The 26,261-nt window shown below is 66.0% G+C and carries 30 protein-coding genes; 3 read left to right on the top strand and 27 right to left on the bottom strand.

The genetic code is table 11. The features are described from left to right. Nucleotides 1-168 precede the first annotated feature (168 nt). Nucleotides 169-729 carry an elongation factor P gene (gene efp / locus FHX60_RS03995; RefSeq protein ID WP_010814696.1) on the top strand — a complete coding sequence of 187 codons (561 nt, stop codon included), beginning with the start codon at nucleotides 169-171 and terminating at the stop codon, nucleotides 727-729. 96 nt (nucleotides 730-825) lie between these two features. Here efp and nagZ read toward each other — a convergent pair whose 3' ends face one another. From nagZ to FHX60_RS03880, 23 genes are all read right to left on the bottom strand, one after another. After that, the gene (gene nagZ, locus FHX60_RS03990; RefSeq protein WP_183282595.1) at nucleotides 826-1,875 is read right to left on the bottom strand and encodes a beta-N-acetylhexosaminidase; all 1,050 of its coding nucleotides are present in this window, start codon (nucleotides 1,873-1,875) and stop codon (nucleotides 826-828) included. A 14-nt stretch (nucleotides 1,876-1,889) separates the two neighbouring features. Continuing rightward, on the bottom strand, nucleotides 1,890-2,312 hold the full coding sequence (gene acpS / locus FHX60_RS03985; protein WP_112773975.1) for a holo-ACP synthase: 423 nt from the start codon (nucleotides 2,310-2,312) through the stop codon (nucleotides 1,890-1,892). Beyond that, nucleotides 2,309-3,091, bottom strand: a complete 783-nt coding sequence (gene pdxJ, locus FHX60_RS03980) for a pyridoxine 5'-phosphate synthase (RefSeq protein ID WP_112773974.1) — start codon at nucleotides 3,089-3,091, stop codon at nucleotides 2,309-2,311. Before pdxJ ends, acpS begins: the two co-directional genes overlap by 4 nt. A 34-nt stretch (nucleotides 3,092-3,125) precedes the next feature. Next, complete coding sequence (gene recO, locus FHX60_RS03975) at nucleotides 3,126-4,013, bottom strand: DNA repair protein RecO (RefSeq protein ID WP_092309588.1); 888 nt, start codon at nucleotides 4,011-4,013, stop codon at nucleotides 3,126-3,128. Nucleotides 4,014-4,067: 54 nt separating this feature from the next. Beyond that, the gene (gene era, locus FHX60_RS03970) at nucleotides 4,068-5,003 is read right to left on the bottom strand and encodes a GTPase Era (protein ID WP_112773972.1); all 936 of its coding nucleotides are present in this window, start codon (nucleotides 5,001-5,003) and stop codon (nucleotides 4,068-4,070) included. Continuing rightward, entirely contained in the window at nucleotides 5,000-5,770 is a 771-nt protein-coding gene (gene rnc / locus FHX60_RS03965; RefSeq protein ID WP_012353305.1) for a ribonuclease III, read from the bottom strand. The genes era and rnc overlap by 4 nt, the downstream gene beginning before the upstream one ends. Nucleotide 5,771: 1 nt before the next feature. Continuing rightward, nucleotides 5,772-6,167, bottom strand: a complete 396-nt coding sequence (locus FHX60_RS03960; RefSeq protein WP_183282594.1) for a DUF4845 domain-containing protein — start codon at nucleotides 6,165-6,167, stop codon at nucleotides 5,772-5,774. 46 nt (nucleotides 6,168-6,213) lie between these two features. Next, the gene (gene lepB / locus FHX60_RS03955; protein WP_092309597.1) at nucleotides 6,214-7,113 is read right to left on the bottom strand and encodes a signal peptidase I; all 900 of its coding nucleotides are present in this window, start codon (nucleotides 7,111-7,113) and stop codon (nucleotides 6,214-6,216) included. A gap of 92 nt (nucleotides 7,114-7,205) precedes the next feature. Then, on the bottom strand, nucleotides 7,206-8,999 hold the full coding sequence (lepA, locus tag FHX60_RS03950) for a translation elongation factor 4 (RefSeq protein ID WP_092309600.1): 1,794 nt from the start codon (nucleotides 8,997-8,999) through the stop codon (nucleotides 7,206-7,208). Between the two features lie 196 nt (nucleotides 9,000-9,195). After that, nucleotides 9,196-9,501: a glutaredoxin family protein gene (locus FHX60_RS03945; RefSeq protein WP_092309603.1), complete on the bottom strand. Its 306-nt coding sequence runs from the start codon at nucleotides 9,499-9,501 to the stop codon at nucleotides 9,196-9,198. Between the two features lie 6 nt (nucleotides 9,502-9,507). Further along, nucleotides 9,508-10,995 carry a DegQ family serine endoprotease gene (locus FHX60_RS03940; RefSeq protein ID WP_112773968.1) on the bottom strand — a complete coding sequence of 496 codons (1,488 nt, stop codon included), beginning with the start codon at nucleotides 10,993-10,995 and terminating at the stop codon, nucleotides 9,508-9,510. Between the two features lie 130 nt (nucleotides 10,996-11,125). Then, complete coding sequence (locus tag FHX60_RS03935) at nucleotides 11,126-12,205, bottom strand: MucB/RseB family sigma factor regulatory protein (protein WP_183282593.1); 1,080 nt, start codon at nucleotides 12,203-12,205, stop codon at nucleotides 11,126-11,128. 8 nt (nucleotides 12,206-12,213) lie between these two features. Continuing rightward, nucleotides 12,214-12,843: a sigma-E factor negative regulatory protein gene (locus tag FHX60_RS03930; RefSeq protein WP_092309609.1), complete on the bottom strand. Its 630-nt coding sequence runs from the start codon at nucleotides 12,841-12,843 to the stop codon at nucleotides 12,214-12,216. A gap of 120 nt (nucleotides 12,844-12,963) precedes the next feature. After that, a complete protein-coding gene (gene rpoE / locus FHX60_RS03925) occupies nucleotides 12,964-13,563 on the bottom strand; it encodes an RNA polymerase sigma factor RpoE (protein WP_012353313.1) in 600 nt (199 codons plus the stop codon). A gap of 56 nt (nucleotides 13,564-13,619) precedes the next feature. Beyond that, nucleotides 13,620-14,216: a hypothetical protein gene (locus FHX60_RS03920; RefSeq protein ID WP_221209887.1), complete on the bottom strand. Its 597-nt coding sequence runs from the start codon at nucleotides 14,214-14,216 to the stop codon at nucleotides 13,620-13,622. Beyond that, nucleotides 14,197-15,429: a beta-ketoacyl-ACP synthase II gene (gene fabF / locus FHX60_RS03915; protein ID WP_183282592.1), complete on the bottom strand. Its 1,233-nt coding sequence runs from the start codon at nucleotides 15,427-15,429 to the stop codon at nucleotides 14,197-14,199. The genes FHX60_RS03920 and fabF overlap by 20 nt, the downstream gene beginning before the upstream one ends. 190 nt (nucleotides 15,430-15,619) lie before the next feature. Beyond that, the gene (gene acpP / locus FHX60_RS03910) at nucleotides 15,620-15,859 is read right to left on the bottom strand and encodes an acyl carrier protein (protein ID WP_008644813.1); all 240 of its coding nucleotides are present in this window, start codon (nucleotides 15,857-15,859) and stop codon (nucleotides 15,620-15,622) included. 169 nt (nucleotides 15,860-16,028) lie between these two features. Continuing rightward, nucleotides 16,029-16,778 carry a 3-oxoacyl-ACP reductase FabG gene (gene fabG, locus FHX60_RS03905; protein ID WP_112773966.1) on the bottom strand — a complete coding sequence of 250 codons (750 nt, stop codon included), beginning with the start codon at nucleotides 16,776-16,778 and terminating at the stop codon, nucleotides 16,029-16,031. A gap of 16 nt (nucleotides 16,779-16,794) precedes the next feature. Then, complete coding sequence (fabD, locus tag FHX60_RS03900; protein WP_183282591.1) at nucleotides 16,795-17,724, bottom strand: ACP S-malonyltransferase; 930 nt, start codon at nucleotides 17,722-17,724, stop codon at nucleotides 16,795-16,797. An 83-nt stretch (nucleotides 17,725-17,807) separates the two neighbouring features. Further along, nucleotides 17,808-18,788 carry a beta-ketoacyl-ACP synthase III gene (locus tag FHX60_RS03895; protein ID WP_112773964.1) on the bottom strand — a complete coding sequence of 327 codons (981 nt, stop codon included), beginning with the start codon at nucleotides 18,786-18,788 and terminating at the stop codon, nucleotides 17,808-17,810. Between the two features lie 52 nt (nucleotides 18,789-18,840). Beyond that, nucleotides 18,841-19,920: a phosphate acyltransferase PlsX gene (plsX, locus tag FHX60_RS03890; protein ID WP_062800881.1), complete on the bottom strand. Its 1,080-nt coding sequence runs from the start codon at nucleotides 19,918-19,920 to the stop codon at nucleotides 18,841-18,843. 165 nt (nucleotides 19,921-20,085) lie between these two features. After that, nucleotides 20,086-20,265: a 50S ribosomal protein L32 gene (gene rpmF, locus FHX60_RS03885; RefSeq protein WP_010814675.1), complete on the bottom strand. Its 180-nt coding sequence runs from the start codon at nucleotides 20,263-20,265 to the stop codon at nucleotides 20,086-20,088. 119 nt (nucleotides 20,266-20,384) lie between these two features. Then, nucleotides 20,385-20,975: a DUF177 domain-containing protein gene (locus FHX60_RS03880; RefSeq protein WP_092309624.1), complete on the bottom strand. Its 591-nt coding sequence runs from the start codon at nucleotides 20,973-20,975 to the stop codon at nucleotides 20,385-20,387. Nucleotides 20,976-21,170: 195 nt separating this feature from the next. On the opposite strand from FHX60_RS03880, the gene FHX60_RS03875 reads away from it, so the two are divergent. Together FHX60_RS03875 and FHX60_RS03870 are read left to right on the top strand one after the other, a co-directional pair. Next, the gene (locus tag FHX60_RS03875; protein WP_112773961.1) at nucleotides 21,171-21,770 is read left to right on the top strand and encodes a Maf-like protein; all 600 of its coding nucleotides are present in this window, start codon (nucleotides 21,171-21,173) and stop codon (nucleotides 21,768-21,770) included. A gap of 25 nt (nucleotides 21,771-21,795) precedes the next feature. Next, nucleotides 21,796-22,527, top strand: coding sequence for an SAM-dependent methyltransferase (locus FHX60_RS03870; RefSeq protein ID WP_183282590.1), 732 nt, complete (start codon nucleotides 21,796-21,798; stop codon nucleotides 22,525-22,527). 74 nt (nucleotides 22,528-22,601) lie between these two features. Here the strand turns inward: FHX60_RS03870 and FHX60_RS03865 are convergent, their stop codons facing one another. The 4 genes from FHX60_RS03865 to FHX60_RS03850 are packed head-to-tail and all read right to left on the bottom strand — an operon-like array spanning nucleotide 22,602 to nucleotide 25,886. Further along, a complete protein-coding gene (locus FHX60_RS03865) occupies nucleotides 22,602-23,780 on the bottom strand; it encodes a S49 family peptidase (RefSeq protein WP_112773959.1) in 1,179 nt (392 codons plus the stop codon). Nucleotides 23,781-23,803: 23 nt separating this feature from the next. Continuing rightward, nucleotides 23,804-24,202: a Rieske (2Fe-2S) protein gene (locus FHX60_RS03860; RefSeq protein WP_183282589.1), complete on the bottom strand. Its 399-nt coding sequence runs from the start codon at nucleotides 24,200-24,202 to the stop codon at nucleotides 23,804-23,806. Then, nucleotides 24,195-24,854, bottom strand: a complete 660-nt coding sequence (locus FHX60_RS03855; RefSeq protein WP_112773957.1) for an HAD-IA family hydrolase — start codon at nucleotides 24,852-24,854, stop codon at nucleotides 24,195-24,197. Before FHX60_RS03855 ends, FHX60_RS03860 begins: the two co-directional genes overlap by 8 nt. A gap of 30 nt (nucleotides 24,855-24,884) precedes the next feature. Beyond that, nucleotides 24,885-25,886, bottom strand: a complete 1,002-nt coding sequence (locus tag FHX60_RS03850) for an RluA family pseudouridine synthase (protein ID WP_183282833.1) — start codon at nucleotides 25,884-25,886, stop codon at nucleotides 24,885-24,887. Nucleotides 25,887-26,261 lie beyond the last annotated feature (375 nt).

Below are 26,261 nucleotides of genomic sequence, written 5' to 3'. Positions count from 1 at the left end.
GGTCTTGCCGGGCGTGAAATCACCACGCGAGGCAACGGCCCAAAGCAAGCTGGGCACGGGGTCGCGAGCGCGTGGATCCTGGCTCTCGCGGGCTTACCGCGGGCACGCCGGCAGCGCGCCTTCGCCATTCCAAATTCCTAGACTTTATTTTTCAGGAAATCAGTTCAGATGAAAATCGCACAGGAACTCCGCGTCGGTAACGTGTTCATGATCGGCGGCGATCCGATGGTCGTGCAGAAGGCCGAGTACAACAAGTCGGGCCGCAACGCCGCTGTGGTCAAGATGAAGTACAAGAACCTGCTGACGGACGCACCGGGCGAGTCGGTGTTCAAGGCCGACGACAAGTTCGAAGTGGTGGTGCTCGAGCGCCGCGAATGCACCTACTCGTACTTCGCTGACCCGATGTACGTGTTCATGGACGCCGACTACAACCAGTACGAAGTCGAGAAGGACAGCATGGGTGACTCGCTGAACTACCTCGAGGACGGCATGAACGTTGAAGTCGTGTTCTACAACGACAAGGCCATCTCGGTCGAAATGCCGACCACGCTGGTCCGCGAAATCGTCTACACCGAGCCGGCCGTCAAGGGCGACACCTCGTCGGGCAAGGTGCTCAAGGGCGCCAAGATCAACACCGGCTTCGAGCTGCAAGTGCCGCTGTTCTGCAACATCGGCGACAAGATCGAAATCGACACCCGCACCGGCGAATACCGCAGCCGCGCCAACTAAGGCGCTGGTCTGGCCCCGCTTCAACGCGGGGCGGGCAATAAAAAATGGCAGCCTCGGCTGCCATTTTTGTTTGCGCACGACGCGCGGCTCACGCGTTCAGGCGATCAGCTCGTGTTCCTTCAGCGTGCGCAGCGCGGCGCGGTACTCGCCCTCCTGCTGCAGCTTGTTCCAGTCGAGCGGCTTGCGGCGCGCAAACAGCTTGCGGATGCGGCGCTGCGAGGGCTTGTCGATCTCGACGTCGAGCTCGCTCAACAGCTGGTCGGCGCGGTCCGGGTGGTTGCAGATCAGCACCATGTCGCAGCCCGCGCCCAGCGCGGCGCGCGCGGCCTCGGTGACGGTGCCGGCGACGCTGGCGCCTTCCATGCTGAGGTCGTCGCTGAAGATCACGCCCTCGAAGCCCAGCTGCGCGCGCAGCACGTCCTGCAGCCAGTAGCGCGAGAAGCCGGCCGGGCTGGGGTCCACCTTGGGATAGATCACGTGCGCCGGCATCACCGACGACAGCGACAGCCCCAGCCATTCATACGGGCGCGCGTCCTGGCCCAGGATCTGGTCCAGCGTGCGTTCGTCGACCGGGATCGCCACGTGCGAATCCGCCTCGACGTAGCCGTGGCCGGGAAAGTGCTTGCCGCAGTTGCTCATGCCCGCCAGCAGCAGGCCGTGGTTCAGGTGGCCGGCCAGCATCGACACCACGCGCGGGTCGGCGTGGAAGGCGCGGTCGCCGATCACGGCGCTGCGGCCGTAGTCGAGGTCCAGCACCGGAGTGAAGCTCAGGTCGATATCGCAGGCGCGCAGCTCGGCGGCCAGCACGTAGCCGCAGGCGACCGCCGCCTTGGTCGCGGCCAGCACATCGCGTTCCCACAGTTCGCCCAGGCGATGCATCGCCGGCAGGTGGGTAAAGCCGTCGGTCTTGCAGCGCTGCACCCGGCCGCCTTCATGGTCGATGCAGATCAGCACGTCGTCGCGCACCGCGCGGATCGCGCGCGTCAGCGCCTGCAGCTGCGCGCGCGACTCGAAATTGCGCGCGAACAGGATCACGCCGCCGGTGAGCGGATGCGCGATGCGGCGCGCGTCTTCAGCGTCGAGCTGCTTGCCGACGACATCGAGGACCACCGGGCCCGGCCGCTTGCCGGAATTCTTCTTGGACATGGAAGTGGTTGGGTTCACAAGGCTGTAGGTTGAGACGCCGCCGCGCCGCTGCGCTCGGCAATGGCAAAGGCGACTGCGTAATCATGTTCGTCACTGACACTGACCCGCACGACCAGCCCGCGTTCCGCCAGCCACGCAGCGAGCTCGCCATGGCACACCGCGGTGGGCTCGCCGGACGGCAGGTTCATCAGTTCCATCGCGCGCCACGTCATCGGCCAGCGCATGCCCAGGCCGATCGCCTTGGAGAACGCCTCCTTGGCGGCGAAGCGCGTCGCCAGGAACGCCAGGCCGCGCTTTTCCGAACGCGCCTTGCGGGCATGGTACTTGGCCAGCTCGTCGGGGCCCAGCACCTTTTCGGCGAAACGGCCGTTGGTGCGCGTCATCACGCCCTGCACGCGGGCGATCTGGATGATGTCGGTGCCGAGGCCGTAAATCACGCCGGGGTGCCCCCGGCCGGATATTGCGTGCCCAGGCGCGCGGCCACCATGATCGCCTTCATCTCGCGCACCGCATTCTCCCAGCCTGCGAATACCGCATGCGCGACGATGGCGTGGCCGATGTTCAGCTCCTTGATGCCCGGCAGCGCCGCGATCGGCTGCACGTTGGTGTAGTGCAGCCCGTGGCCGGCATTGACCACCAAGCCGTGCTTCTGGCCGGCATCGGCGCCGTCGGCGATGCGGCGGAACTCGGTGGCCTGTTCGTCAGGCGTATGCGCGTCGGCATAGCGGCCGGTATGCAGCTCGATCACGGGCGCGCCGCAGGCCGCGGCCGCGGCGATCTGGTCCACGTCCGGATCGATGAACAGCGACACGCGGATGCCGGCGCCGGCCAGCTGCGCGCACGCCGCCTTCACCTGCTCGAAACGGCCGGCCACGTCGAGCCCGCCTTCGGTCGTCACCTCTTCCCGGCGCTCCGGCACCAGGCACACGTCCTGCGGGCGGATCTCGCAGGCGATGTCGAGCATCTCCTGCGTGATTGCGCATTCCAGGTTCATGCGCGTGGCCAGCTGCGGGCGCAGCGCGCGCACGTCGGCATCGCGGATGTGGCGGCGGTCTTCGCGCAGGTGCAGCGTGATCAGGTCGGCGCCGGCCTGTTCGGCCAGCAGCGCGGCGCGAATGGGATCGGGGTACACGGTGCCGCGCGCGTTGCGCAGCGTGGCCACGTGGTCGATGTTGACGCCAAGGTCGATGACGCCCGGATTTGCGTGGAAGATCATGCGAGCAGGTGCAGGAGTAAGTCGGAGGTTCTTGTCAGAGGTACTGCAGGTCGATCAGTATCTGGCGTGTCTTCAGCGGCGCGCCTTGCAGATAATAATGCAGCAGGAACCGCATCAGCGCGCGGCTTTGCGCGGCGGTCTGCGCGCGGCTGTAGTCGTCCTGCGCCATGTCCAGCAGGGTCTGGCCCGACACTACCGGCCAGGTCGACGGATCGCTCGGCTGGGCGCGGCGCACGCCGCGCTCGGGCTGGTAGACATAGTCAAGGCCCGGCAGCACCCGCTCGCCGGTGCTCAGGCACTGGTCGAACGCCACCGCGAAACCGGTTTCCTGCAGCAGCACGCGCTCGAAGCCGCGCAGCACCAGCCCGGCCGGCTCGCCGTGCGCCAGCCGCGTGAGCGTCGACAGGTAATGGCGGAACAGCACCGGATGGGCGTCCTCGCGCGGGCAAAAGCGCATCAGCAGTTCGTTCAGGTAGAACGCCGACAGCAGCGCGTCGCCGGCCAGCGGCGGCATGCCGCCGACCCACTCGGCCTTGGTCAGGGTCTTGACCTCGCCGCGGCCGCTCCATGACACCGAGACCGGATGGAAGTGCTGCAGCACCGCGCGCAGCGCCGAGTGCGGGCGCTTGGCGCCCTTGGCCACCATCGAGATGCGGCCGTAGTCGCGCGTGAACACGTCCAGGATCAGGCTGGTCTCGCGGTAGGGCCAGGCGTGCAGCACGAAACCCGGCTGCTCGGCCACGCGCGACTCGGGCCGCGCCGGCACGATGCGCATGGCACGATCCATCATCGCGCGCGCGGCGGCGTCGGCCATGCCGGGCAGCGCGCCGCTGTCGAGCAGTTCGGCGGCCTCGTCGACCACGGGGTCGGCGCGCCGGCCCTTGGGCGCGGGCGCGCGCGCGATGTCAGCGGTCTTGCTCACGGGGCGCTCGCTGGGGGCTCGCTGTCAGGTTGGGCTTCGGGACCGTTGCCGGGTTCACTCGTAGCCGTACGCGCGCAGGCCGGCTTCATTGTCGGCCCAGCCGCTCTTCACCTTGATCCACATTTCCAGGTAGACCTTGCCGTCGAACAGCTTTTCCATGTCCAGGCGCGCCTCGGTCGAGATCTGCTTGAGCTTGCTGCCCTTGTTGCCGATGATCATGGCCTTGTGCGCATCGCGCTCGACCAGGATGGTGGCAAAGACGCGGCGCAGGCGCCCTTCGGTCTCGAACTTGTCGATGATCACGGTGCTGGTGTACGGCAGTTCGTCGCCGGTCCAGCGGAACACCTTCTCGCGGATGATTTCCGAGGCCAGGAAGCGCTCGCTGCGGTCGGTCATGGCGTCGGCGTCGTACATCGGCTCGCCTTCCGGCAGGTAAGGCCGGATGATGTCGAACAGCCGCGCGATATGGTCGCGGGTCTTGGCCGACATCGGCACCACTTCGCGGAACGGGAACAGCTGCCCCATCTTTTCCAGGAAGGGCATCATCACTTCCGAGCGGTTCTCGCCGATGCGGTCGAGCTTGTTGGCCACCAGCAGCACCGGCGTGTTCTTCGGCAGCAGCGACAGCACCTTCTCGTCGTCGGCGCCGTAGTAGCCGGCCTCGACCACGAACAGCACCAGGTCCACCGACGACAGCGTGGACGTGACCGCGCGGTTCAGCGAGCGGTTCAGCGCGCTGGCGTGGCGGGTCTGGAAGCCCGGCGTGTCGACGAACACATACTGCGCGTCATCGGTGGTCTGGATGCCGACGATGCGATGCCGCGTGGTCTGCGCCTTGCGCGAGGTGATGCTGATCTTCTGGCCGACCAGCGCGTTCACCAGCGTGGACTTGCCCACGTTGGGGCGGCCGACGATGGCCACGGTGCCGCAGCGGAACGCCGCGGCCGGGGTATCCGCCGCGTCTTGCTGCGGATGGGTAGATTCGGTCATTCCTTCAACCTGAGAGACAGCTGCGGGTCCTGCGGCTGGGGTTGCTTGCGGGTCTTGCCGGTACGCTCGGCGCGGCTGCGCTTGAGCAGCTGCGGCACCAGCTTCTGGACTTCGTCCAGCGCCAGCTTGGCGGCGGCCTGCTCGGCGGCGCGCCGTGACGCGCCGGTGCCGAACACCCGGACTTCCAGTTTAGGCACGGTGCACTCGACTTCAAACTGCTGGCTGTGCGCGGCGCCATGTGTGGCGATTACGTTATATTGCGGCAGGGCAATCTTGTGGCCCTGCAGGTATTCCTGCAGCAGGGTTTTGGCGTCCTTGCCCAGCGTGCGCGGGTCGACCTGCTCCAGGATCGGGATATAGAGCTTGCGGATCAGCGCGCGCGCGGCATCGAAGCCGGCGTCGAGAAACACCGCGCCGACGATGGCTTCGAGCGCATCGGCCAGGATCGACGGGCGGCGGAAGCCGCCGCTCTTCAGCTCGCCCTCGCCCAGGCGCAGGGTGTCGGACAACTGCAGCATCTGGGCGATCTCGTACAGCGCCTGCTGCTTGACCAGGTTGGCCCGCACCCGCGACAGGTCGCCCTCGTCGAGCTTGCCGAACATGCCATAGAGCATGTCGGCCACGGCGCAGTTGAGCACCGAGTCGCCGAGGAATTCCAGGCGTTCGTTGTGCTGGGCGCTGTGGCTGCGGTGCGTCAGCGCCTGTTGCAGCAATTCGGGCTTGCTGAATCGGTAGCCGAGTCGTTGCTGCAAGGCGTCGAGGTTCATATCAGTGCTGCGTTCCTGAATAGGTAATCAACAGGCTCAGGGGTCCGTAGACAGGCACCTCGGTGCGGTACGAGAAATCGACCGACTGGATGGTGCCGTTATCGTCTTCCCGGATCAGCAGGTCCTCGCCCTTGACCGCGGTAATGCGGTCGATGGCGGCCTGCTTCTCGAAGAATTCGACCACTTCACGTTTGTTGGCGGCGCGCTGCTTGGCATAGCCGGCGGCGCGCTTGACCGAAAAATATTCCACCAGGCTCGGGATCGCGCGCAGCGCCGGCAAGGCCACGCCGACCACGAACACCACGATCACCAGCAGCGTCCAGACGGAAAATCCGCCGGTTACGCCCCGGCGCCATGCCGGATGGTTTCCTGCCCCCACCTTCCCAAATCGACCCATCGCGCCTGCCCTCGTTTTGTTGAGTGTTCTTGCGCCGCGGAGATGCTTATTTAAACGATCCCACGCGTCCGAAATTGCCCAGGTTCATCCAGATCACGAACGCCTTGCCGACGATGTTCTGGTCCGGCACGAACCCCCAGTAGCGGGAATCGAGGCTGTTGTCGCGGTTGTCGCCCATAACGAAATAGTGACCTGCAGGTACCTTGCAAGTCACACCCTGTTGATTGTAGGTGCAGTTGTCCCGGTACGGAAAATCAGGATCCGCGCCGGCGATAAAGGCTGGGCGGTCGGCGTCGTTCAGGATGCCATGGTCGACGCTGCCCGGGAGCTTTTCGCGGAAATGACGCGAATAGGCCAGGCGCTCCTCGTCGAGGAAATCAGGCAGCGTGGTGTACTCGGCCGGCTTGCCGTTGATGGTCAGCCGCTTGTTGGCGTACTGCACCACATCGCCCGGCACGCCGATCACGCGCTTGATGTAGTCGAGCGACGGATCTTTCGGGTAGCGGAACACCATCACGTCGCCGCGCTGGGGTTCGCCCATGTCCATGATCTTCTTGTTCACCACCGGCAGGCGGATGCCGTACTCGTACTTGTTGACGAGGATGAAGTCGCCGATCAGCAGCGTCGGGATCATCGAGCCTGACGGGATCTTGAACGGCTCGACCACGAACGAACGCAGCACGAACACCGCCAGGATCACCGGGAAGAAGCTGGCCGAATATTCCAGCCACCACGGCTGGCGCAGCTTCTCCTCGGCCAGGCGCTTGCGCGTGGCGTCGGCATCGGCCGTGCCGAAGCTGCCCTGCAGGCGGCCCTGCTGCGAATCGAACTCGGCCAGCGCGAGCCGCGCCGAAGAGCGGCGCTGCCGCTCGAACACGAGCTTGTCGGCCACCCACGCCACGCCCGTAATCACCACCAGCACAAAAAGGATCAGTGCAAAATTCATGACGGCTTCTGGTTCTTGGAAATCCTGGTACAGCCTGTTCTGTCACCACGCCGGCAAGGCTGCCGGGCATGGCCCTGCCCTGCGCGCGGCAATTATTTGTCGTCGACTTGCAGGATGGCCAGGAAGGCCTCCTGCGGAATCTCGACGGTACCGACCTGCTTCATCCGCTTCTTGCCCGCCTTCTGCTTTTCCAGCAGCTTCTTCTTGCGCGAGATATCGCCGCCGTAGCACTTGGCCAGCACGTTCTTGCGCAGCGCCTTGACGTTTTCGCGGGCGATGATATTGGAGCCGATCGCGGCCTGGATCGCCACGTCGTACATCTGGCGCGGAATGATCTCGCGCATCTTGGCCGCGACTTCGCGCCCGCGGTATTGCGAATTGGAGCGGTGCACGATCACCGACAGCGCATCGACCTTGTCGCTGTTGATCAGGATATCGACCTTGACCACGTCGGACGGACGATATTCCTTGAACTCGTAATCCATCGACGCGTAGCCGCGCGACACCGACTTCAGGCGATCGAAGAAGTCCATCACGATTTCCGCCATCGGGATCTCGTAGGTGAGCTGCACCTGCTTGCCGTGGTAGCTCATATTGATCTGCGAGCCACGCTTCTGCGTACACAGCGTGATCACCGAGCCGACATACTCCTGCGGCATATACAGATTGACCGTGACGATCGGCTCGAGGATCGCCTCGATCTTGCTGGGGTCCGGCATCTTCGCCGGATTTTCCACGGTGACCGTGGTGCCGTCGCGCATCTCGACCTGGTACACCACCGTCGGCGCGGTCGTGATCAGGTCCATGTCGAACTCGCGCTCCAGGCGCTCCTGCACGATCTCCATGTGCAGCAGGCCCAGGAAGCCGCAGCGGAAGCCGAAACCCAGCGCCTGCGACACTTCGGGCTCGAACATCAGCGAGGCATCGTTGAGCCGGAGCTTTTCCAGCGACTCGCGCAGCGCCTCGTACTGGTTGGCTTCGACCGGGTACAGGCCGGCGAACACCTGCGGCTTGACTTCCTTGAAGCCCGGCAGCGGCGCTTCGGCCTTGCGCTGCACCGTGGTGATGGTATCGCCCACCTTGGCGGCCTTCAGTTCCTTGATGCCGGCAATGACAAAGCCCACCTGCCCGGCGGTCAGCGCGTCGCGCTGGATCGACTTGGGCGTGAACACGCCCACCTGCTCGACCAGGTGCTGCGAGCCGGTAGCCATCAGCAGGACCTTGTCCTTGGGGCGCAGCGTGCCGTTGACCACGCGCACCAGCATCACCACGCCGACATAGTTGTCGAACCACGAATCGATGATCAGCGCCTGCAGCGGTGCATCGGCATCGCCCTTGGGCGGCGGCACCTTGGCGATCAGCGCCTCGATCACGTCCTGCACGCCCTGGCCGGTCTTGGCCGAGCACGGCGTGGCGTCCTGCGCATCGATACCGATGACGTCCTCGATTTCCTGGATCGCGTTGTCCGGGTCAGCCTGCGGCAGGTCGATCTTGTTCAGCACCGGCACCACTTCCACGCCCAGCTCGATCGCGGTGTAGCAGTTGGCCACGGTCTGGGCCTCGACGCCCTGCGAGGCGTCGACCACCAGCAGCGCGCCTTCGCAGGCGGACAGCGAGCGGCTGACTTCATAGCTGAAGTCGACGTGTCCCGGGGTGTCGATCAGGTTCAGGTTATAGACCTTGCCGTCGCGCGCCTTGTAGCTCAGCGCGGCGGTCTGCGCCTTGATGGTGATGCCGCGCTCTTTTTCGATATCCATCGAATCGAGAACCTGCGCTTCCATCTCCCGATCCGACAGCCCTCCACAAAGCTGAATGATCCGGTCGGCCAGGGTGGACTTCCCATGGTCGATGTGGGCAATGATCGAGAAATTACGGATATGGTCCATCTAGTGTTCAGGGAAGCGCCGGCTGAAAGCCCGGGCGGCAACAAGCAGTGAAGCGGCCCGGCGCCGCGCGCCGCAAGGCGAGCGCGGGCGTACCGCGGGTTCGGGGGTGCAATTTTTGCGCCAATCCGCAATTTTACCGGATTTTCAATGACTTCCGGGTCGTCATATGGTGGCGTGGCGCGGATGCGGGCGGCGTTCAGCGATCGGTGCGCGCGGCGCCATGTGCGGCAAGCCATACCCTTGTCGCCGCCTCGTCGAGGAAATAGTGACAAAGGGGCGCGGCATTCGCCGACGAGTCTGCCGACAAGTCCGCCGGCGTGCCGGGCATCAGCACCGGTACCAGCTCGCCAAAGCGCGCCTCCAGCGCGGCATCGGCGTCGACATCGACTTCATGAAGGATGAAAGAAAAATCGCGCCGGAGCGTCTCCAGCGCGACTTTCATGTCTTCGCAAAGGTGGCAGTACGCCCGGCCGTACAGCGTCAGCGCGGGCGTGCCAGCCATGGCGGATCAGCGCGCCGAGGCGGCGCCGGGTCGCAGCGTCAGCACCTGGGTGGCGTCGCCGCGCCGCACGAACACCGCGGCGATCCGGCTCTTGTCCAGGCCGCGCACCAGCTCGTTGAACTGGCGCGCGTTGGTCACGTCGGTGTCGCCCAGGCGCAGGATGATGTCGCCCGGACGGATGCCGGCACGCAACGCCGGGCCGTCGGCCACTTCGACCTCGACGCCGGACTTGAGCTTGAGCTCTTTCAGGCGCGCCTCGGGCAGGTCGCTGACCACCAGGCCGAGCGCGTTGGGCTTGCCCGCCTGCGGCGCGCTGTCGTCCTTCGGCGTCGCCCCGCTGCGGGCGCGGGCCTTGCCGTCCGGCTCCAGCTCGGTGACGGTGATGCTGACCTCGCGGGTCGCGCCCTTGCGCCACAGCTGCAGCGGCACGCGCGTGCCGGGCTTGGTCTCGCCGACCATGCGCGGCAGGTCCGAGGCCCGCTCGATATCGCGGCCGTTGAACTTCAGGATGATGTCGCCCGCCTCGATGCCGGCCTTCTCGGCAGGACCGCCCGGCTCGACGCTGCCGACCAGCGCGCCGCGCGCACGGCCCAGGCCCAGCGAATCGGCGACTTCCTTGGTGACGTCGCCGATCGCCACGGCAATGCGGCCGCGCGTCACGCGCCCGGAGGACTTGAGCTGCTCCGACACGCGCATGGCCTCGTCGATCGGAATCGCGAACGAGATCCCCATGTAGCCGCCGCTGCGGCTGTAGATCTGCGAGTTGATGCCGATCACTTCGCCGCGCAGGTTGATCAGCGGCCCGCCGGAGTTGCCGGGATTGACCGCCACGTCGGTCTGGATGAAGGGCAGGTAGTCGCCGGTGTCGCGGCCCTTGGCCGAGACGATGCCGGCGGTCACGCTGTTGTCCAGCCCGAACGGCGAGCCGATCGCCAGCACCCACTCGCCGGCGCGGACCTTGTTGGAATCGCCCAGCGGCAGGCGCGGCAGCCCGCTGGCCTCGACCTTGAGCAGCGCCACGTCAGTGCGCTTGTCGGAGCCGATCAGCTTGGCCTTGAACTCGCGCTTGTCCGGCAGCGTCACGTAGATGGTCTCGGCGTCGGCGACCACGTGCGCGTTGGTCATCACATAGCCGTCCTGGCTGATGATGAAGCCCGAGCCCACGCCCCGGCTCTGCTCTTCCTGCTGCGGCGGCTGGCCGCGGCGCGGCGGGGTGCCGGGTGCGGGGGCGCCGGGCATCGGCACGCCGAAGAAGCGGCGGAAGAACTCGGCCATCTCGTCGTCGTTGCCCGGCACGCCGCGCTGGCGCACCAGTTCGGTGGTGCGGATATTGACCACGGCCGGGCTGGCCTTCTCCACCAGGTCGGTGAAGTCAGGCAGGTTGTAACTGGAGGCAGCGGCCTGGGCGTGGCTGACTTCGGCAACGGTCGGGCCGAGCAGCATCATGGCAGCCATGACCACGGTCCGCGCCAGGGCTGGAGATCTGAACATCATCGACAACTCCCGGGATTCAGCGAAAAGAAGAAAAACCGACTGGATGTGATCCCGTGGCGGGGGACCCCTGCGCAGGTTTCATGGAGCCGGCTCCGGACGAAATCCGGGCACCGGCTGCACCTGCTCACGCTCAGTGTACCGTCTTGGGCGGACGGTACTCTACGGCCGTCGCAAACTGGCGCACGGTGCTCGCCGGCACCTCGCCCACCACCGTGATCCAGAAATCGGCAACCCGGCGCACCACGACCTGGGTCGCGCCGAGCGCGGCCACGCCTTCGCGGCGCGCACGTTGCTCGGAAACCGGCTCAATGAAGACCGACAGGCCGGTCAGCCCGTCGCTGTAGACCACTTGCAGCACTTCGAACACCTGCCCGCGGGCATTGCCGGCAGCCGGAGCGCGCAACTCGCCGAGCGGGCGGCGCACCTCGCGAATCTTCTGGAACCCCTTGAGCGGCACCGCGATCGTCCAACCCTCGTCGGCGATGTTGGTGGGCTGGTAGGTCACCTCGTAGTGATTCCAGCTGCTGGAATTCTTGATCGCACCAAGGATGCGCTGCTTCTCGGACGGCACGCCGATCTGCACCTGCGAGAACGATACCTGCTCCAGCACCTTGCCGCCGTCGCCGATGGTCTGCGCGCGCATCAGCAGGCCGGAGTTCTTCTCCGCCCACAGGCGCACCGCATAGCGCGCGGCATCGTGCGGTTCCAGCGCAAACACCTCGCACTCCATGCCGGCCACGCGCTCGGCGGGCATCTTGCGCATGTCGTACAGGTCCAGCACATCGTTCTTGTTGGTGGCGAGCAGCGCCGGGAAGCGGTCCTTGGCTTCCTGCTTTTCCACCACCACCAGCTTGGCTTCAGGGATCAGGCTGTGCACCACGTCGTTCTGCCGCAGCACTTCGCGCGGCTTGCCGTCGAGGGTTTCCAGCCGCTCGTATTCGTTGTGGACGAGGTCGCTGTAATGCTGGATACGCGAGGCGTGCATGACGCTGCCGCGCTGATAGATCAGCGTGCCGACATAGTTCTCGCGCTGTGCGGCTTTATGGATCTTGTTGAGCCAGGCAGTGGCGTCGCGTCGGTTCAGCGTATTGTCCGCGGGCTGCGCGGTGGCCGCTGCAGCGCTCAGACACAAGGCCAGAAAAAAGGACCTACGCAGGGCCCTAATTCTCTGCGCGCCCGCTACATAGGCGGACGAACCTCCTTTATGCATGTCCGGCATTATTCCTGCGTATTTTCCTGAGTGAAGTTTGCACCGTTGGCAACCGTGCGCATGGTCGGCACGAAAGCATCCGTTGCCACTGAAGTGCGATGCGCACGCAGGTATTCGTCCAGGCGCGGGTCGCGGATCATCTGCGGCGCGTCCGCGGCGACCGTGACGATGCCGGCGGCCTGGCCGGCGGCCGGCTGCTCGGCACGGGCCACCACGGCGTCAGGCGTTCCGACCGTGGCCGGGCCGCGCATCTGCGGCACCACCACCCAGCTCACCGCGGCCACGGCGGCGGCGATCGCGGTGCCCGGCATCACGCGGCGCACCCACGACGGCCTGACCAGCAGGCGATGGCGGGCGCCGGCCTGCGCCACCGCCGGCACCAGCACGTGCGGCTCGGCCTCCAGGCGCGCGGAGAAACGCGAGAGGAAATCGGCGGTCGACCCAGCCTGCGTCAGGTCTTCGGAACGCAGCGCGTCGCCGATCAACTGGTATGTGGTCCAGTCGGAAAGGCCGGCCTCGCTCTTGGCGAGATCCAGCACGGCATCGACTTCGTGCGGTGCCAGTTCGCCATCCATCAATACGGAGATCTGCTCCGCTGCTTCCACTACATGAACCGACTGCTTATGAGCCTGACCCATTTCCCACCCCAAGACATTCCATTGAACACCGATAATCCCGTTACTGCTGTCGCTTATCGATGCAGGAATAGGCTGCAACGCTGGCCGCACGACATTCTTCTCTACCACCTGAACCGCCACTTACCACCGCTTGCCCTCTGCCGTTCCCAGCAGCGGGCGCAATCGTTCGGCAATCGCCTCGCGCGCACGGAAGATCCGCGAGCGCACCGTGCCGATCGGGCATCCCATCGCTTCGGCGATTTCCTCGTAGCTGAGGCCCTCGATCTCGCGCAGCGTGATGGCGGTCCGCAATTCTTCCGGAAGTGCTTCCATCGCGCGGTTCACCGTCTCGGCGACTTGCCGCGTGTGGAGCATCGACTCCGGCGTATTGATATCCCTTAGTTGTTCACCGTCCGCAAAAGTTTCAGCCTCTTCCGCATCGATATCGCTGGACGCTTCCGGGCGGCGGCCCTGGGTGGCCAGGTAGTTCTTGGCGGTATTGACGGCGATCCGGTACAGCCACGTGTAGAAGGCCGACTCCCCGCGGAACTGGGGCAAGGCGCGGTATGCCTTGATGAAGGCATCCTGCGCCACATCCTCGACTTCAGCGGGATCCCGGACCAGGCGCGAGATCAGGCGAATGATCTTCCGATGGTATTTGGTCACCAGAAGTTCAAAGGCCCGCTTGTCGCCCTGCTGGACGCGTTCAACTAGGAGCTGATCGGCTTCGCGTTCGCTCACGTATGGCTCACCTGCAGTGTATCTCTTGGTTTGGTCGTCACGACAAACGTTGTATTTTACCTACGATTCTCAGCCCGCCCGGTGAAGCAACGCGCATCCTGTGACCGCAAGCTAACAAAATCGTTCCCTGTCCCGGCACCAGGTTGCACCCGCAGTGCAACTCGCGCGGACCGTCGCAGCCATCGCGCCAGTTCGGGGCCGGCTGCCTGCCAGGGGAGAAGAATGACGCCGGGCATGGCACGGCCGCCGGGGGCAAGGCACACCACTGTGGCGCCGCCGATCTGCCAGCACTGCCGCACGATGGCCTCGCGCCGCGCACCGCCTGGGGCCTCCAGCCAGATACGCAGAGGTCCTTCGGCGTCGGCGTCCTGCACGGCCGTACAGGTCCAGCGCAGGCCGCGCCACCATGCCGGCCACGCGCGCAGGGTCGTCACGGCGGCCAGCGCGAGGCCCGCGCCCGCGGCGAGGTGCCACCACGGGAATCCGGCCTGGCTGCCAGCGAGGGCGTCGGCCAGCGCGCGCGCCAGCAGCGCGAGCGCCAGCAATTCGCCGGCACAAAACACGAACAGGGCCCACCCCAGCGGGTGGACCCTGCCATGGCGCAGCCCGGTGCGGGCCCGCCTCAACCACGGATCAGGCGCGGCGGAAAACAAGCGTGCCGTTGGTGCCGCCGAAACCGAAGTTGTTCTTCACCGCCACCTCGATCTTCATCTCGCGCGCCGTGTTGGCCACGTAGTCCAGGTCGCACTCGGGATCCTGGTTGTCGAGGTTGATCGTCGGGGGCGAGACCTGGTGGTGCAGCGCCAGCACGGTGAAGACCGATTCCAGGCCACCGGCGCCGCCCAGCAGATGGCCGGTCATCGACTTGGTCGAGTTCACCACCATCTTGTAGGCCTGGTCGCCGAATGCCGCCTTGATTGCATCGGACTCGTTCTTGTCGCCCAGCGGCGTGGAGGTGCCGTGCGCGTTCAGGTAGTGCACCTGGTCGGTGTTGATGCCGGCATCCTTGATCGCGTTGACCATGCAGCGGCGCGGGCCGTCCATGTTCGGTGCGGTCATGTGGTAAGCGTCGCCGCTCATGCCGAAGCCGATCAGCTCGGCATAGATGCGCGCGCCGCGCGCCTTGGCCGACTCGTACTCTTCCAGCATCATCACGCCGGCGCCCTCGCCCAGCACGAAGCCGTCGCGGTCCTTGTCCCACGGACGCGAGGCCGCTGCCGGATCGTCGTTGCGCGTCGACAGCGCGCGCGCGGCGGCGAATCCGCCGATGCCCAGCGGCGACACGGTCGATTCGGCACCGCCCGCGAGCATGGCGTCGGCATCGCCGGCCTGGATCAGGCGGGCGGCGAGGCCAATGCTGTGCAGGCCGGTGGTGCACGCCGTCACGGCTGCCAGGTTCGGGCCCTTGATGCCGTGGATGATCGACAGGTGGCCGGCGATCATGTTGATGATCGAGCCCGGCACGAAGAACGGCGAAATCCGGCGCGGACCGCGCTCGCTCAGCACGGCATGGGTATCTTCGATCATCGGCAGACCGCCGATGCCCGAGCCGACCAGCACGCCGATGCGGTCGGCATTGGCTTCGGTCACTTCCAGGCCGCTGTCTTTAAGCGCCTGGGTCCCGGCCGCGATGCCGAAATGGATAAACGTATCCATGTTGCGGGCTTCCTTGGCCGGGATGTAGTCCTCGGCATTGAAACCCTTTACCTCGCCGGCGAAGTGCACGGACAGCGCGGAGTGATCGAATTTGGTGATGGTGGCGATGCCGGACTTGCCGGCTACCAGGTTGGCCCAGCCTTCGGCAACCGTGTTTCCGACCGGAGACACAAGGCCAAGCCCAGTGACGACGACGCGACGACGGCTCACTATGTTTTCCTACGGGTGCGTGAAACGGGAACGGAACGCGGAGTTGCCCGCCGCCGGCCTACCAGGCCGCGCGGCGAGGCTCATTCCATTCTGCTTCTTCGAACAGACGAAAGCCACAGAAAACAGCAAGGCGCGGCCGCAACGGCCCGCCCACCTGCCTTCTGTGGCTCGGAATGCAGAGACGACGGGCTTAGGCCTTGACGTGCGCGGTGGCGTAGTCGATAGCCTGTTGCACGGTCGTGATCTTTTCGGCTTCCTCATCAGGAATTTCCATGCCGAATTCATCTTCCAACGCCATCACGAGTTCAACCGTGTCCAGCGAGTCCGCACCGAGATCGTTCACGAACGAGGATTCGTTCTTGATGTCTGCCTCGGCCACGCCAAGCTGTTCTGCCACGATTTTCTTGACGCGTTGTTCGATATTGTCCATGTAACCCTCCAGGGAAGTTCGACAAAAAGTGGGCGCATTTTAGCAGGTTTGGGACAACAGAAATGCTGCCTGCCAAGCTTTGCAAGAATCGCGCCCGATTGGTTCGGAAAACTACGACTTCCGGCGGCTTCTTCCGGCTTCTTGGCCGAAAAACCGCGCCGGAAAACCATTAATTCATGTACATCCCGCCGTTCACATGCAGCGTGGTGCCGGTGATGTAGGCGGCTTGCGGACCGGCCAGGAAGGCGACCGCATTGGCGATATCCTCGGGCTGCCCCAGGCGCCCCAGCGGGATCTGCGTCTTGAGCGAAGCATGCTGCTCTTCGGACAGCGCCTTGGTCATGTCGGTATCGATAAAGCCCGGCGCGACGCAGTTGACGGTCACGTTGCGGCTGCCAATCTCGGCGGCAAGCGAACGGGTCATGCCAGCCACGCCGGCCTTGGCCGCGGAGTAGTTCATCTGGCCGGGATTGCCGACCGAGCCCACCACCGAGGTGATGTTGATGATGCGGCCCTGGCGCGCCTTCATCATCGGGCGCAGCACCGCGCGCGACAGCCGGAACACCGAAGTCAGGTTGGTCTGGATCACGGCCAGCCAGTCCTCGTCTTTCATGCGCATCGCCAGCTGGTCCTGCGTGATGCCGGCATTGTTGACCAGCACGCCGATGCCGCCATGGCCCTTGACGATCTCGTCGATGAGCGCGTCGCAGGCAGCGGCGTCGTTGACGTTGAGCACGGCGCCCTTGCCCTTCAGGCCTTCGGCGCCGAGGTAGTCGGTGATGCCGGCCGCGCCGGCTTCGCTGGTCGCGGTGCCGATCACGGTGGCGCCCTGCCGGGCCAGTTCCAGCGCGATGGCGCGGCCGATGCCGCGCGAGGCGCCGGTGACCAGCGCAACCTGGTTGTCGAGTAGTTTGGTCATGCGGTTGTCCTGTTGCTTACTTCAGCAATGCCAGCGTGTCCTGCAGCGAGGCGGGATCGAAGATCGCGCCGCCGCTCAGGTTGCCGTCGATGCGCTTGGTCATGCCGGCCAGCACCTTGCCCGGACCGCATTCGATCACGTGGGTGATGCCTTCGGCGGCCATCTTCTGCACGCACTCGACCCAGCGCACCGGCGCGGCGGCCTGGCGCACCAGCGCATCCTTGATCGACTCCGGATCGTTGACGATGGCGACGTCGACGTTGTTCACCAGCGGGATCGACGGCGCCGAAAAAGCCAGGCCGGCCATGCGCTCGCGCAGGCGGTCCGAGGCCGGCTTGAGCAGCGACGAGTGGAACGGCGCCGACACCGGCAGCGGCAGCGCGCGCTTGGCGCCCTTGGCCTTGGCGATTTCGCAGGCGTTCTCGACCGCGCCCTTGTGGCCGGCGATCACCACCTGCGACGGCGCGTTGAAGTTGACGGCCTCGACCACGCCCGCGGCCGACGCTTCGGCGCACGCGGCGCGCACGTCGTCATCCGACAGGCCGAGGATCGCGGCCATGCCGCCCTCGCCCACCGGCACGGCTTCCTGCATGGCCTGCGCGCGGAAATGCACCAGCGGTACGGCGTCGGCAAACGGAATCACGCCGGCGGCTACCAGCGCGGAGTACTCGCCCAGGCTGTGGCCAGCCACCAGTGCCGGCGCCGGGCCACCGGCACCGAGCCAGGCGCGGTAGATCGCCACGGCGGCAGTCAGCATCACCGGCTGCGTATTGGTGGTCAGGTTCAGTTCTTCGGCAGGGCCTTCGGCGATCAGGCGGCCGAGATCCTGGCCGAGCGCCGCCGAGGCTTCTTCCACGGTGGCGCGCACCACGGCGTTGTCAGCGAAGGCATTGAGCATGCCGACCGACTGCGAACCCTGGCCGGGAAATACGAAAGCGAATTTCATCGGATGGAAACCCTAACAAGAAATCGGGGGCCGGCGCCGGGGCAGGTCGTGCCTGCGCGGCACGCCCCGGCACCGGCCGCGTATTACATGCGCAGCAGCACCGCGCCCCAGGTGAAGCCGCCGCCCACGCCTTCCATCAGCACGGTGTGTCCCGGGCGGATGCGGCCGTCGCGCACGGCGACGTCCAGCGCCAGCGGGATCGAGGCGGCCGAGGTGTTGCCGTGCTCGTGCACGGTCGCGACCATGCGCTCGGCCGGCAGGCCCAGCTTCTTCGCCGTGCCCTGCATGATGCGGATATTGGCCTGGTGCGGAATCAGCCAGTCGACCTGGTCAGGCGACACGCTGGCGGCTTCCATCGCTTCGCGCGCCACCTTGTCCAGCACATTCACGGCAAGCTTGAACACTGCCTGGCCATCCATGTGCAGGAACGGGTTGCCGGTGATGTTGCCGCCGGCGACGTTGCCCGGCACGCACAGGATGTCGACATGGCTGCCGTCCGAATGCATGGCGCTGGACAGGATGCCCGGCTCGTCGGACGCCGACAGCACCACCGCGCCGGCACCGTCGCCGAACAGCACGCAGGTGGTACGGTCGTTGAAGTCGAGGATGCGCGAGAACACTTCGGTGCCGATCACCAGCACGTTGCGGTGCGAGCCGCTGCGGATGAACTTGTCGGCGGTGGCCAGCGCGTAGACAAAGCCGGAGCACACCGCCTGCAGGTCGAAGGCCGGGCAATGGTTGGTGATGCCCAGCTTTTCCTGCACGATGCAGGCGGTGCTGGGAAACACGAAGTCCGGCGTCGAGGTGGCGACGATGATCAGGTCGATGTCCTGGCGGTCGATGCCGGCGGCCTCGAGGGCCTGCTCGGCGGCCTTGACCGCCAGCGTGCTGCTGGTCACATCGGGTTCGGCCCAGTGCCGCGCCGAGATGCCGCTGCGCGAGACGATCCACTCGTCGCTGGTCTCGATACCCTTCTCGGCAAGCTGCGCGGCCAGGTCATGGTTGGTCACGCGCCGCGGAGGCAGGTAGCTCCCGGTACCGATGATTTTTGCGTACTTGGTCATGTATTGTCGGATCGTATGGCCCGCGGGCACCCTCGACCGGCGCGCGTGGCGCTCAGGCGACGTGGGGGCTGGGATGCGCGCCGGGCGCCTCTGTCTCCGGGGCGGGCTGGGCACCGCCCGCGGCGCTGGATTTATCGGCGAAAGCCCGGGTAATGCGGGCGATCACGCCATTCTTGGCGGCATCATACCCGCGTTTGATAGCCCACTCAAAAGAATGGGCATCGGCCGAGCCGTGACTCTTGATCACCAGCCCGCGCAGGCCCAGCAGCGACGCGCCGTTGTAGCGCGCCGGGTCGAGCCGCTTGGCCAGGCGCGACAGCACCGGCATGGCGACCGCGGCCAGCAGCTTGGTGAACCACGAGCGGGTGAATTCTTCCTTGATCATGCTGCCGATCATCTTGGCCAGGCCCTCGGTGCTCTTGAGCGCCACATTGCCGACGAAGCCGTCGCAGACCACGATGTCGGTGGTGCCCTTGAAGATGTCGTTGCCTTCCACGTTGCCGTAGAAATTCAGCTCCGAGGCGCGCAGCAGTTCGCCGGCGCGCTTGACCACCTCGTTGCCCTTGATGACTTCCTCGCCGATGTTGAGCAGGCCCACCGTGGGGTGTTCCTTGTGGTCGACGACGGCCACCATGGCCTCGGCCATGCGCGCGAACTGCAGCAGGTGCTCGGGCTCGCAGTCGGCATTGGCGCCGAGGTCCAGCACCGTGGTGCCCCAGCCCTGCTCGTTGGGGATGGTGGTGGCGATGGCCGGCCGCTCGATGCCTTCGAGCGTCTTCAGCACGTAGCGCGATACCGCCATCAGCGCCCCGGTGTTGCCGGCGGAGATGCAGGCCCCGGCCAGCCCTTCCTTGACCTGGGTGACGGCAACGCGCATCGAGGAGTCGCGCTTCTTGCGCAGTGCCACCTCGACCGGGTCATCCATGGTGATGACCTCGGTGGCCTCGACGATGCTGACGCGCGGATGGTCCAGCGCGTGCAGCTTCTTCAGCTGCGCCCGGATGGCGTCGGGCAAGCCGACCAGCACCATCTCGGCATCGTCGTGGCGGGAAAGAAAACTGATCGCCGCGGGCACCGTCACGGAAACTCCGTGATCGCCGCCCATGCAGTCGATAGCGATTTTGATCGTCATTGTTCCTGGTACGGATAGCGCGGCGGCGCACGCCACGCCCGGCGGGAATCCCGAGCGCCCAACAAAAAAGCGGCAACGATCTTGCCGCTTTTTTGTGTCTGACCGATTATTGTCCGACCCACAGGCATGCGCGAGCGAGACGCAACGTCACGCCTAGCGAAGCTATCAGTCGTTCTTGGTCTTGATGACCTTGCGACCACGGTAGTAGCCGTTCGGGCTCACGTGGTGGCGCAGGTGGGTTTCGCCGGTGGTCGGCTCGACTGCCAGCGGCGCGGCCGACAGGTGGTCGTGCGAACGGTGCATGCCGCGCTTGGACGGCGACTTCTTGTTCTGTTGAACAGCCATGATGACTCCTTCGAGAATTTTTCAATATTAACACACGCATCCCGCCCAAGGCGTAGCCGGGGCCCGGCCGGATGCTTCAGATTCACCTGCAAAACCCTGCAGGCCGCGCGCTGGCGGCTTCAGTGCCGGGTCTTCAGGCCGGCCAGCGCCGCGAAGGGCGAAGGCCGCTTTTCTTCCTCTGGCTCAGCTTCAGGCTGGGCCTCGCCGTCCGATCCGGTCACGAGGCTTTCGTGCACCGTCGGGCAGACGTCATGCTTGGGTGCCACCGGCAACGCCAGCAGCACTTCATCTTCTATCAGTTCCAGCAGCGAGAACCGCTTCGAGCCGGCGATCACGTCGACTTCGTCGTCGTCCATCGGCGCGGCATCGGCCGCTTCTTCGCTTTCCACCACCTCGAAACGCGTCGCCGCATCGATCGGCTGGGCATAGGGCGCCAGGCAACGCTGGCAATCCAGCCACATCCGGCCCTGCACCGTCACGTCCAGGAACAGCCGCTGCGCCACCGGGGCGCCGGGCTCGGCCGCCTCCTCGCGCACGAAGCCGGTGGCCGTATAGGCGAAGGTCTCATCGGGTGCCGAAGCTGGCGCTTGCGCGGCGGTCTCGGCTAAGATGCGCGGCAAATCCCGCACCGCCACGTCGCCGGCCAGGCTTTCACCCTTTCGGCACATGGCGAAGAGGTCAAGCGCGCGCAGGTCGATCGGCTGGGTCATGTGCGTGGCTCCTGTCGCAAATCAATGACGGGTTCGCCACATTCCTTGCCTGACGGACTGCGGGCCGCGCACATTGGCGGCACTGCGCCCGGGTGCGGATGCGGCTAAACGCGCGATTATACGGTGTAAACCTACCCGAGGTCAAAGGCCTTGCTCCGGAAGCCACACGGCTTCCTGCCCCTGATTCTATTACTTATGTCTCCAGACCCACGCCCCCGGCTTATCCTCGGCTCCGGCTCTCCCTACCGCCGCGAACTGCTGGAGCGGCTGCGCATTCCCTTCGAAGTCGCGGTGCCGGACATCGACGAAACCCCGCTGGCCGGCGAAGCGCCCGAGGCCACGGCGCTGCGGCTGTCGCAGCGCAAGGCCGAGGCCATCGCGGCGCGCCACCCCGGCGCGCTGGTGATCGGCTCCGACCAGGTGCTGACGCTGGACGGCGCCCAGATGGGCAAGCCTGGCACGCATGACAACGCCGTGGCCCAGCTGCGCCGCATGCGTGGCCGCACCGCGACCTTTCACTCGGCACTGTGCCTGCTGGATTCCCGCACGGGGAGCGCGCAGCTGGCCGACGTGCAGACCCGCGTGACGATGCGCGATCTCAGCGACGCCGAAATCGAGACCTATCTGCAGCTGGAGCGCCCCTACGATGTGGCCGGCAGCGCCAAGTCCGAGGGACTCGGCATCACGCTGCTGGCGCGGGTCGAGTCCGACGATCCCACCGCGCTGGTCGGCCTGCCGCTGATCGCGCTGACCGGCATGCTGCGCCAGGCCGGCTACCCTCTCCTTTCCGCATGATCTGCACCCACCGCACCTACCCACGATGAGCGGCACCCTGTACCTGATCCCCAATACCCTCGGCAAGCGCGACGAAGCCGACCCGCTGGCCGACGTGATCCCGGCCGGCGTGCAGCAGGTCGCAGCCGGGCTGGACTACCTCGTCGCCGAGAACGCCAAGACCGCGCGCGCCTTCCTGAAAAAGCTGGGCGAAACAACGCCGCTGGCGCGCCCGATCCAGCAGATCGAGATCCAGGAACTGAATGTCAATACGCGCGCCGACGCCCTGGCGGCGCTGCTGGCGCCGCTGCAGGCCGGCCGCGACGGCGGCCTGCTGTCAGAGGCCGGCGTGCCGGCGGTGGCCGACCCGGGCGCCGACCTGGTGCGGCTGGCGCATGCGCGCGGCATCCGCGTGCGGCCGCTGGTGGGTCCCAGTTCGATCCTGCTGGCGGTGATGGGCTCGGGCCTGAACGGCCAGAGCTTTGCCTTCAACGGCTACCTGCCGGTCGATGCCGACGAGCGCGCGCAGCGGCTGCGCGAACTGGAACAGCGCTCGCGCAAGGCCAGCCAGACCCAGGTCTTCATCGAAACGCCGTACCGCAACGGCGCGCTGCTGGAGGCCATGCGCCAGCACTGCGCCGGCACCACGCTGCTGTCCGTGGCGGTGGACCTGACCCTGCCCGGCGAGACCATCGTCACGCTGCCGCTGTCGGACTGGCGCCCGGAGCGGATCGCGCTGCACAAGCGCCCGGCGATCTTCTCGCTTCTCGCCCTATAGGGGTAAACAGCGGGACAGCAAATGACAAAAGGGGCGCTCGCGCCCCTTTTTTTCCCTCGCTGCCGCGGCAGGCTTCAGCGCATGCCCTGCATGCCGGTGCTCCACAGCATGGTTTTCATCGCCGCGGTGCCCACGGCCGCGCCGAAGCGCTTGGCCACGCGTTCGGCGATGTTCTCCTTGACCGTGTAGTCGACGATGTCCTCGGCCTTGAACAGGTCGCGCGCGACGTACTCGGCACTGCCCAGGCCGTCTGCCAGCCCCAGCGCGACGCTGCGCTCGCCCGACCAGAACAGGCCGGAGAACAGTTCCGGGTCGTCCTTGAGCCGATCGCCCCGGCCTTCCTTGACCACGTCGATGAACTGCTGGTGGATCTGCTTGAGCATGGCTTCGGCAAAGGCCTTCTGCTTCGGCACCTGCGGCGAGAACGGGTCGAGCATGCCCTTGTTGGCGCCCGAGGTATAGAGCCGGCGTTCGACCCCCAGCTTGTCCATCAGCCCGGTAAAGCCAAAGCCGTCCATCAGCACGCCGATCGAGCCGACGATGCTGGCCTTGTCGACATAGATCTTGTCGGCCGCCGCCGCCACGTAATAGCCGCCGGAAGCACAGATTTCCTCGACCACCACATACAGTGGCTTGGACGGGTAGAGGCCGCGCAGGCGATGGATCTCGTCGTTGATGATGCCTGCCTGCACGGGCGAGCCGCCGGGCGAATTGATCTTCAGGATCACGCCGGCGGCATTGCTGTCGGCAAAGGCCGCCTGCAGCGAGGCGTTGATCGCTTCGGCGCTTGCCGGCGTGCCGGCGGCGATTTCGCCTTCGAGCGTAACCATCGCGGTGTGGCGGCCCGAGGCGCTGATGGCGCCGTCACCCTTGAAGTCGAACACCGCGAACAGGATCAGCGCCAGCAGGCCCAGGGTCACCAGCCGGAAGAAGATGCGCCAGCGCCGCGCCGCGCGCTGTTCGCGCAGCGAGGCGGTCAGCACCTTTTCCAGCACATCGCGCTCCCAGCCGCCACTTACTTGCGCGCCGCCAGTGGCGCCGGCCAGGCGCGCCTTGCGCTCGCGCGCTTCGCGCCGCGCGGCGTCATCGCCCGCGCGGAGTTCGTCTTCCAGCGGAAACTCGGCACGCGGTGCGGTCACCAGGCGCTCGGACTCGGGCACGGGGGCCGCTCCGGCCTCGCCGGCGGGCTTGCGCGGGTCCGGCTGGCCCGGTTCGTTAGGCTCATCCGAGGGCGGTTTCTGTTGTTCTGTCATGCAAATCGCTCGTGGAAATCGATTCAGGCGTCGCCGGAAGGCCCGGGCGCGCGGTACGGGGTCCGCGGCAGCCAGTAGACCTGGCCGTCGCGTTCTTCGACCTGCAGCTTGGCCAGCGCGGCGCCGCGGCAGGGACCGCCAACGCACTCGCCGCTATCCGGCGCGTACACCGCGCCATGAGTGGCGCACATCAAGTATAGGCCCGAGGCATCGAAGAACCGGCCCTCCTGCCAGTCCAGCTCCATCGGCACGTGCGCGCACTGGTTCAGGTAGGCATGGGCAACGCCATCGAAACGCACCACAAAGGCACCGATCTCGCGCTGGTCGAGCGCCACCGAGAAGCGCACGCCGAGCCCGCCGTCCTGCAATGCATCGGCGTCGCACAGCCGCACCGGCGCCTGGCCGGAGGCCGCCTCAGGCATGGGCCAGCAGCCACTCGGTCAGGTCCGGGATCGAACTGGCGCAGTGCACCGGCGCCATGGCGCGCAGCGACTCGGCCGGATGCGCCCCGTAACAGACCCCCAGGCCCTTGGCACCGGCGTTGGCCGCCATCTGCAGGTCATGGGTGGTGTCGCCGATCATCACCGTGCGCTCCACGTCCTGGCCCAGTTCGCGCGTGAGTTCGTGCAGCATGGCCGGGTGCGGCTTGGAGAAGGTCTCGTCGGCACAGCGCGTGGCGTCGAACAGCGCGGTCAGGCCGCTGGCTGCGAGCGCGCGCTGCAGGCCAACGCGGGTCTTGCCGGTAGCCACGCCGAGAAAGTAGTGTTCCGCGCGCAGCGTTTCAAGCATTTCGCGCACGCCGTCAAACAGCACCAGATCGGCGTCGCGGGTCAGGAAATGGTAGCGATAGCGCTCGGCCAGCCGCGGATAGTCGGCGGGATCCAGCGTCGGCACCGCATACGACAGCGCATCCTTCAGCCCCAGCCCGATCACGTGGCTGGCGGCGCTGTCGTCGGGCACCGGCAGGCCCAGGTCCCGGCTGGCGAGCTGGATGCACTTGGCGATGGTCGGGGTCGAGTCCATCAGCGTCCCGTCCCAGTCGAAAACGATCAGGTCAAACTGTTGCCTGGCCATGGAAGTCCTTGTGGCGTTTGAGGCACTACCCTACTCCGGGGCGTGCAGTTCTCGCAATTGTTGCAGGAATCCGACGCATTCGTCGGGCAGGGGCGCCTCCACGGCCAGCGGCTCGCCGGTGGCAGGGTGGATAAACACCAGCCGGTGCGCGTGCAGGAACATGCGCTTGATGCCGGGCTTGGCCGCGGAACGCGCCAGCGACTTGTTCAGCGTGAAATCGCCATATTTTTCGTCGCCGACAATCGGGAACCCCGAATGGGCCAGGTGGACGCGGATCTGGTGCGTGCGCCCCGTCTTAAGTTCGGCCTCCAGCAGCGTGAAACCCTGGAACGCCTCGATCCGGTTGAACACGGTATGCGAGGCCAGTCCGTCGGCCTGGACCCGCACCCGGCGCTCACCGTCCGGCGTGCTGTATTTATATAGCGGCAGCTTCACGTGCTGGCGGGCGTTGGGGAATTCGCCGGCGACGCAGGCGAAATAACGCTTGTCCATGGCGTTGCCGCGAATCTGCTCATGCAGGTGGACCAGCGCCGTGCGCTTCTTCGCCAGCACCAGGATGCCCGAAGTCTCGCGGTCCAACCGGTGCACCAGTTCCAGGAACTTGGCCTGCGGCCGCGACCGGCGCAGTTGCTCGATCACCCCGAAGGCGACGCCCGAGCCGCCATGCACGGCGACGCCCGCCGGCTTGTTGATGACCAGCAGGTGCGCGTCCTCGAACAACACCGGGAATTCGCCGGCCGGCACGGGAGCCGCGCCGGATTGCGTTGCACTCGCCACCCGCATCGGCGGGATGCGCACCACATCGCCGGACTGGAGGCGATAAGTGGCGTCGATACGCCCTTTATTGACACGGACCTCGCCCGAACGGAGCACCCGGTAGATATGGCTCTTGGGTACCCCCTTGGCCACCTTCAACAGGAAGTTGTCGATGCGCTGGCCTTCGGAGCCTTCGTCAATCGTGACATACGCCACCTGGGGGCTGACCGGCGCAGCTTCGGCAGCCTTTTCAATTTGATGGCGTAACTCATTCATTTTCAATATAATTTCCTCGCTGTTCCGGCTCGTGGCCGGCAGCGCAAGACCTGTGTAAGCGATGGATCTTCGAGTTTTATTCGATTTTTCGCATTCTACACTTGGGGTTGCCGTCGACCCCGCCCGTCTCCCGCTATTCGCGTTACGCCAAGCGCCAGACGGGCAAATGGCAGCAAAAAGCAGCACGCACGGTGCCGCCGGCATGCAGGAAGTCGCCCAAAGGTGGCTTCGGCACGGGCAGGCGGTGACGTGGGAACTGAGTGTTCAGGTAAAACAGAATTTAAAGGCGGATGCCGCAGCCGGCATCCGCTTCGGTGAGAGAAGTCCCGCCCGCACCGGGAAACGGTGCCGGCCGGCAGGTTGACCTGCCGCCTG

The sequence above is a fragment of the Cupriavidus alkaliphilus genome, from assembly GCF_014191175.1.
In the GTDB taxonomy this organism is placed as follows: Bacteria; Pseudomonadota; Gammaproteobacteria; order Burkholderiales; family Burkholderiaceae; genus Cupriavidus; species Cupriavidus alkaliphilus.
The sequence above is the reverse complement of the archived record's forward strand: the minus strand, read 5'-3'. Positions and strand labels throughout refer to the sequence as shown.

Bases quoted from the DNA above. Each gene is read 5' to 3' on its own strand.
- efp (WP_010814696.1), top strand. From the start codon at position 169: ATGAAAATCGCACAGGAACTCCGCGTCGGTAACGTGTTCATGATCGGC.
- nagZ (WP_183282595.1), bottom strand. From the start codon at position 1,875: ATGTCCAAGAAGAATTCCGGCAAGCGGCCGGGCCCGGTGGTCCTCGAT.
- pdxJ (WP_112773974.1), bottom strand. From the start codon at position 3,091: ATGATCTTCCACGCAAATCCGGGCGTCATCGACCTTGGCGTCAACATC.
- era (WP_112773972.1), bottom strand. From the start codon at position 5,003: ATGACCGAATCTACCCATCCGCAGCAAGACGCGGCGGATACCCCGGCC.
- rnc (WP_012353305.1), bottom strand. From the start codon at position 5,770: ATGAACCTCGACGCCTTGCAGCAACGACTCGGCTACCGATTCAGCAAG.
- FHX60_RS03960 (WP_183282594.1), bottom strand. From the start codon at position 6,167: ATGGGTCGATTTGGGAAGGTGGGGGCAGGAAACCATCCGGCATGGCGC.
- lepB (WP_092309597.1), bottom strand. From the start codon at position 7,113: ATGAATTTTGCACTGATCCTTTTTGTGCTGGTGGTGATTACGGGCGTG.
- lepA (WP_092309600.1), bottom strand. From the start codon at position 8,999: ATGGACCATATCCGTAATTTCTCGATCATTGCCCACATCGACCATGGG.
- FHX60_RS03945 (WP_092309603.1), bottom strand. From the start codon at position 9,501: ATGGCTGGCACGCCCGCGCTGACGCTGTACGGCCGGGCGTACTGCCAC.
- FHX60_RS03940 (WP_112773968.1), bottom strand. From the start codon at position 10,995: ATGATGTTCAGATCTCCAGCCCTGGCGCGGACCGTGGTCATGGCTGCC.
- FHX60_RS03935 (WP_183282593.1), bottom strand. From the start codon at position 12,205: ATGCATAAAGGAGGTTCGTCCGCCTATGTAGCGGGCGCGCAGAGAATT.
- FHX60_RS03930 (WP_092309609.1), bottom strand. From the start codon at position 12,843: ATGGGTCAGGCTCATAAGCAGTCGGTTCATGTAGTGGAAGCAGCGGAG.
- acpP (WP_008644813.1), bottom strand. From the start codon at position 15,859: ATGGACAATATCGAACAACGCGTCAAGAAAATCGTGGCAGAACAGCTT.
- fabG (WP_112773966.1), bottom strand. From the start codon at position 16,778: ATGACCAAACTACTCGACAACCAGGTTGCGCTGGTCACCGGCGCCTCG.
- fabD (WP_183282591.1), bottom strand. From the start codon at position 17,724: ATGAAATTCGCTTTCGTATTTCCCGGCCAGGGTTCGCAGTCGGTCGGC.
- FHX60_RS03895 (WP_112773964.1), bottom strand. From the start codon at position 18,788: ATGACCAAGTACGCAAAAATCATCGGTACCGGGAGCTACCTGCCTCCG.
- plsX (WP_062800881.1), bottom strand. From the start codon at position 19,920: ATGACGATCAAAATCGCTATCGACTGCATGGGCGGCGATCACGGAGTT.
- rpmF (WP_010814675.1), bottom strand. From the start codon at position 20,265: ATGGCTGTTCAACAGAACAAGAAGTCGCCGTCCAAGCGCGGCATGCAC.
- FHX60_RS03880 (WP_092309624.1), bottom strand. From the start codon at position 20,975: ATGACCCAGCCGATCGACCTGCGCGCGCTTGACCTCTTCGCCATGTGC.
- FHX60_RS03875 (WP_112773961.1), top strand. From the start codon at position 21,171: ATGTCTCCAGACCCACGCCCCCGGCTTATCCTCGGCTCCGGCTCTCCC.
- FHX60_RS03870 (WP_183282590.1), top strand. From the start codon at position 21,796: ATGAGCGGCACCCTGTACCTGATCCCCAATACCCTCGGCAAGCGCGAC.
- FHX60_RS03865 (WP_112773959.1), bottom strand. From the start codon at position 23,780: ATGACAGAACAACAGAAACCGCCCTCGGATGAGCCTAACGAACCGGGC.
- FHX60_RS03860 (WP_183282589.1), bottom strand. From the start codon at position 24,202: ATGCCTGAGGCGGCCTCCGGCCAGGCGCCGGTGCGGCTGTGCGACGCC.
- FHX60_RS03855 (WP_112773957.1), bottom strand. From the start codon at position 24,854: ATGGCCAGGCAACAGTTTGACCTGATCGTTTTCGACTGGGACGGGACG.
- FHX60_RS03850 (WP_183282833.1), bottom strand. From the start codon at position 25,886: ATGAATGAGTTACGCCATCAAATTGAAAAGGCTGCCGAAGCTGCGCCG.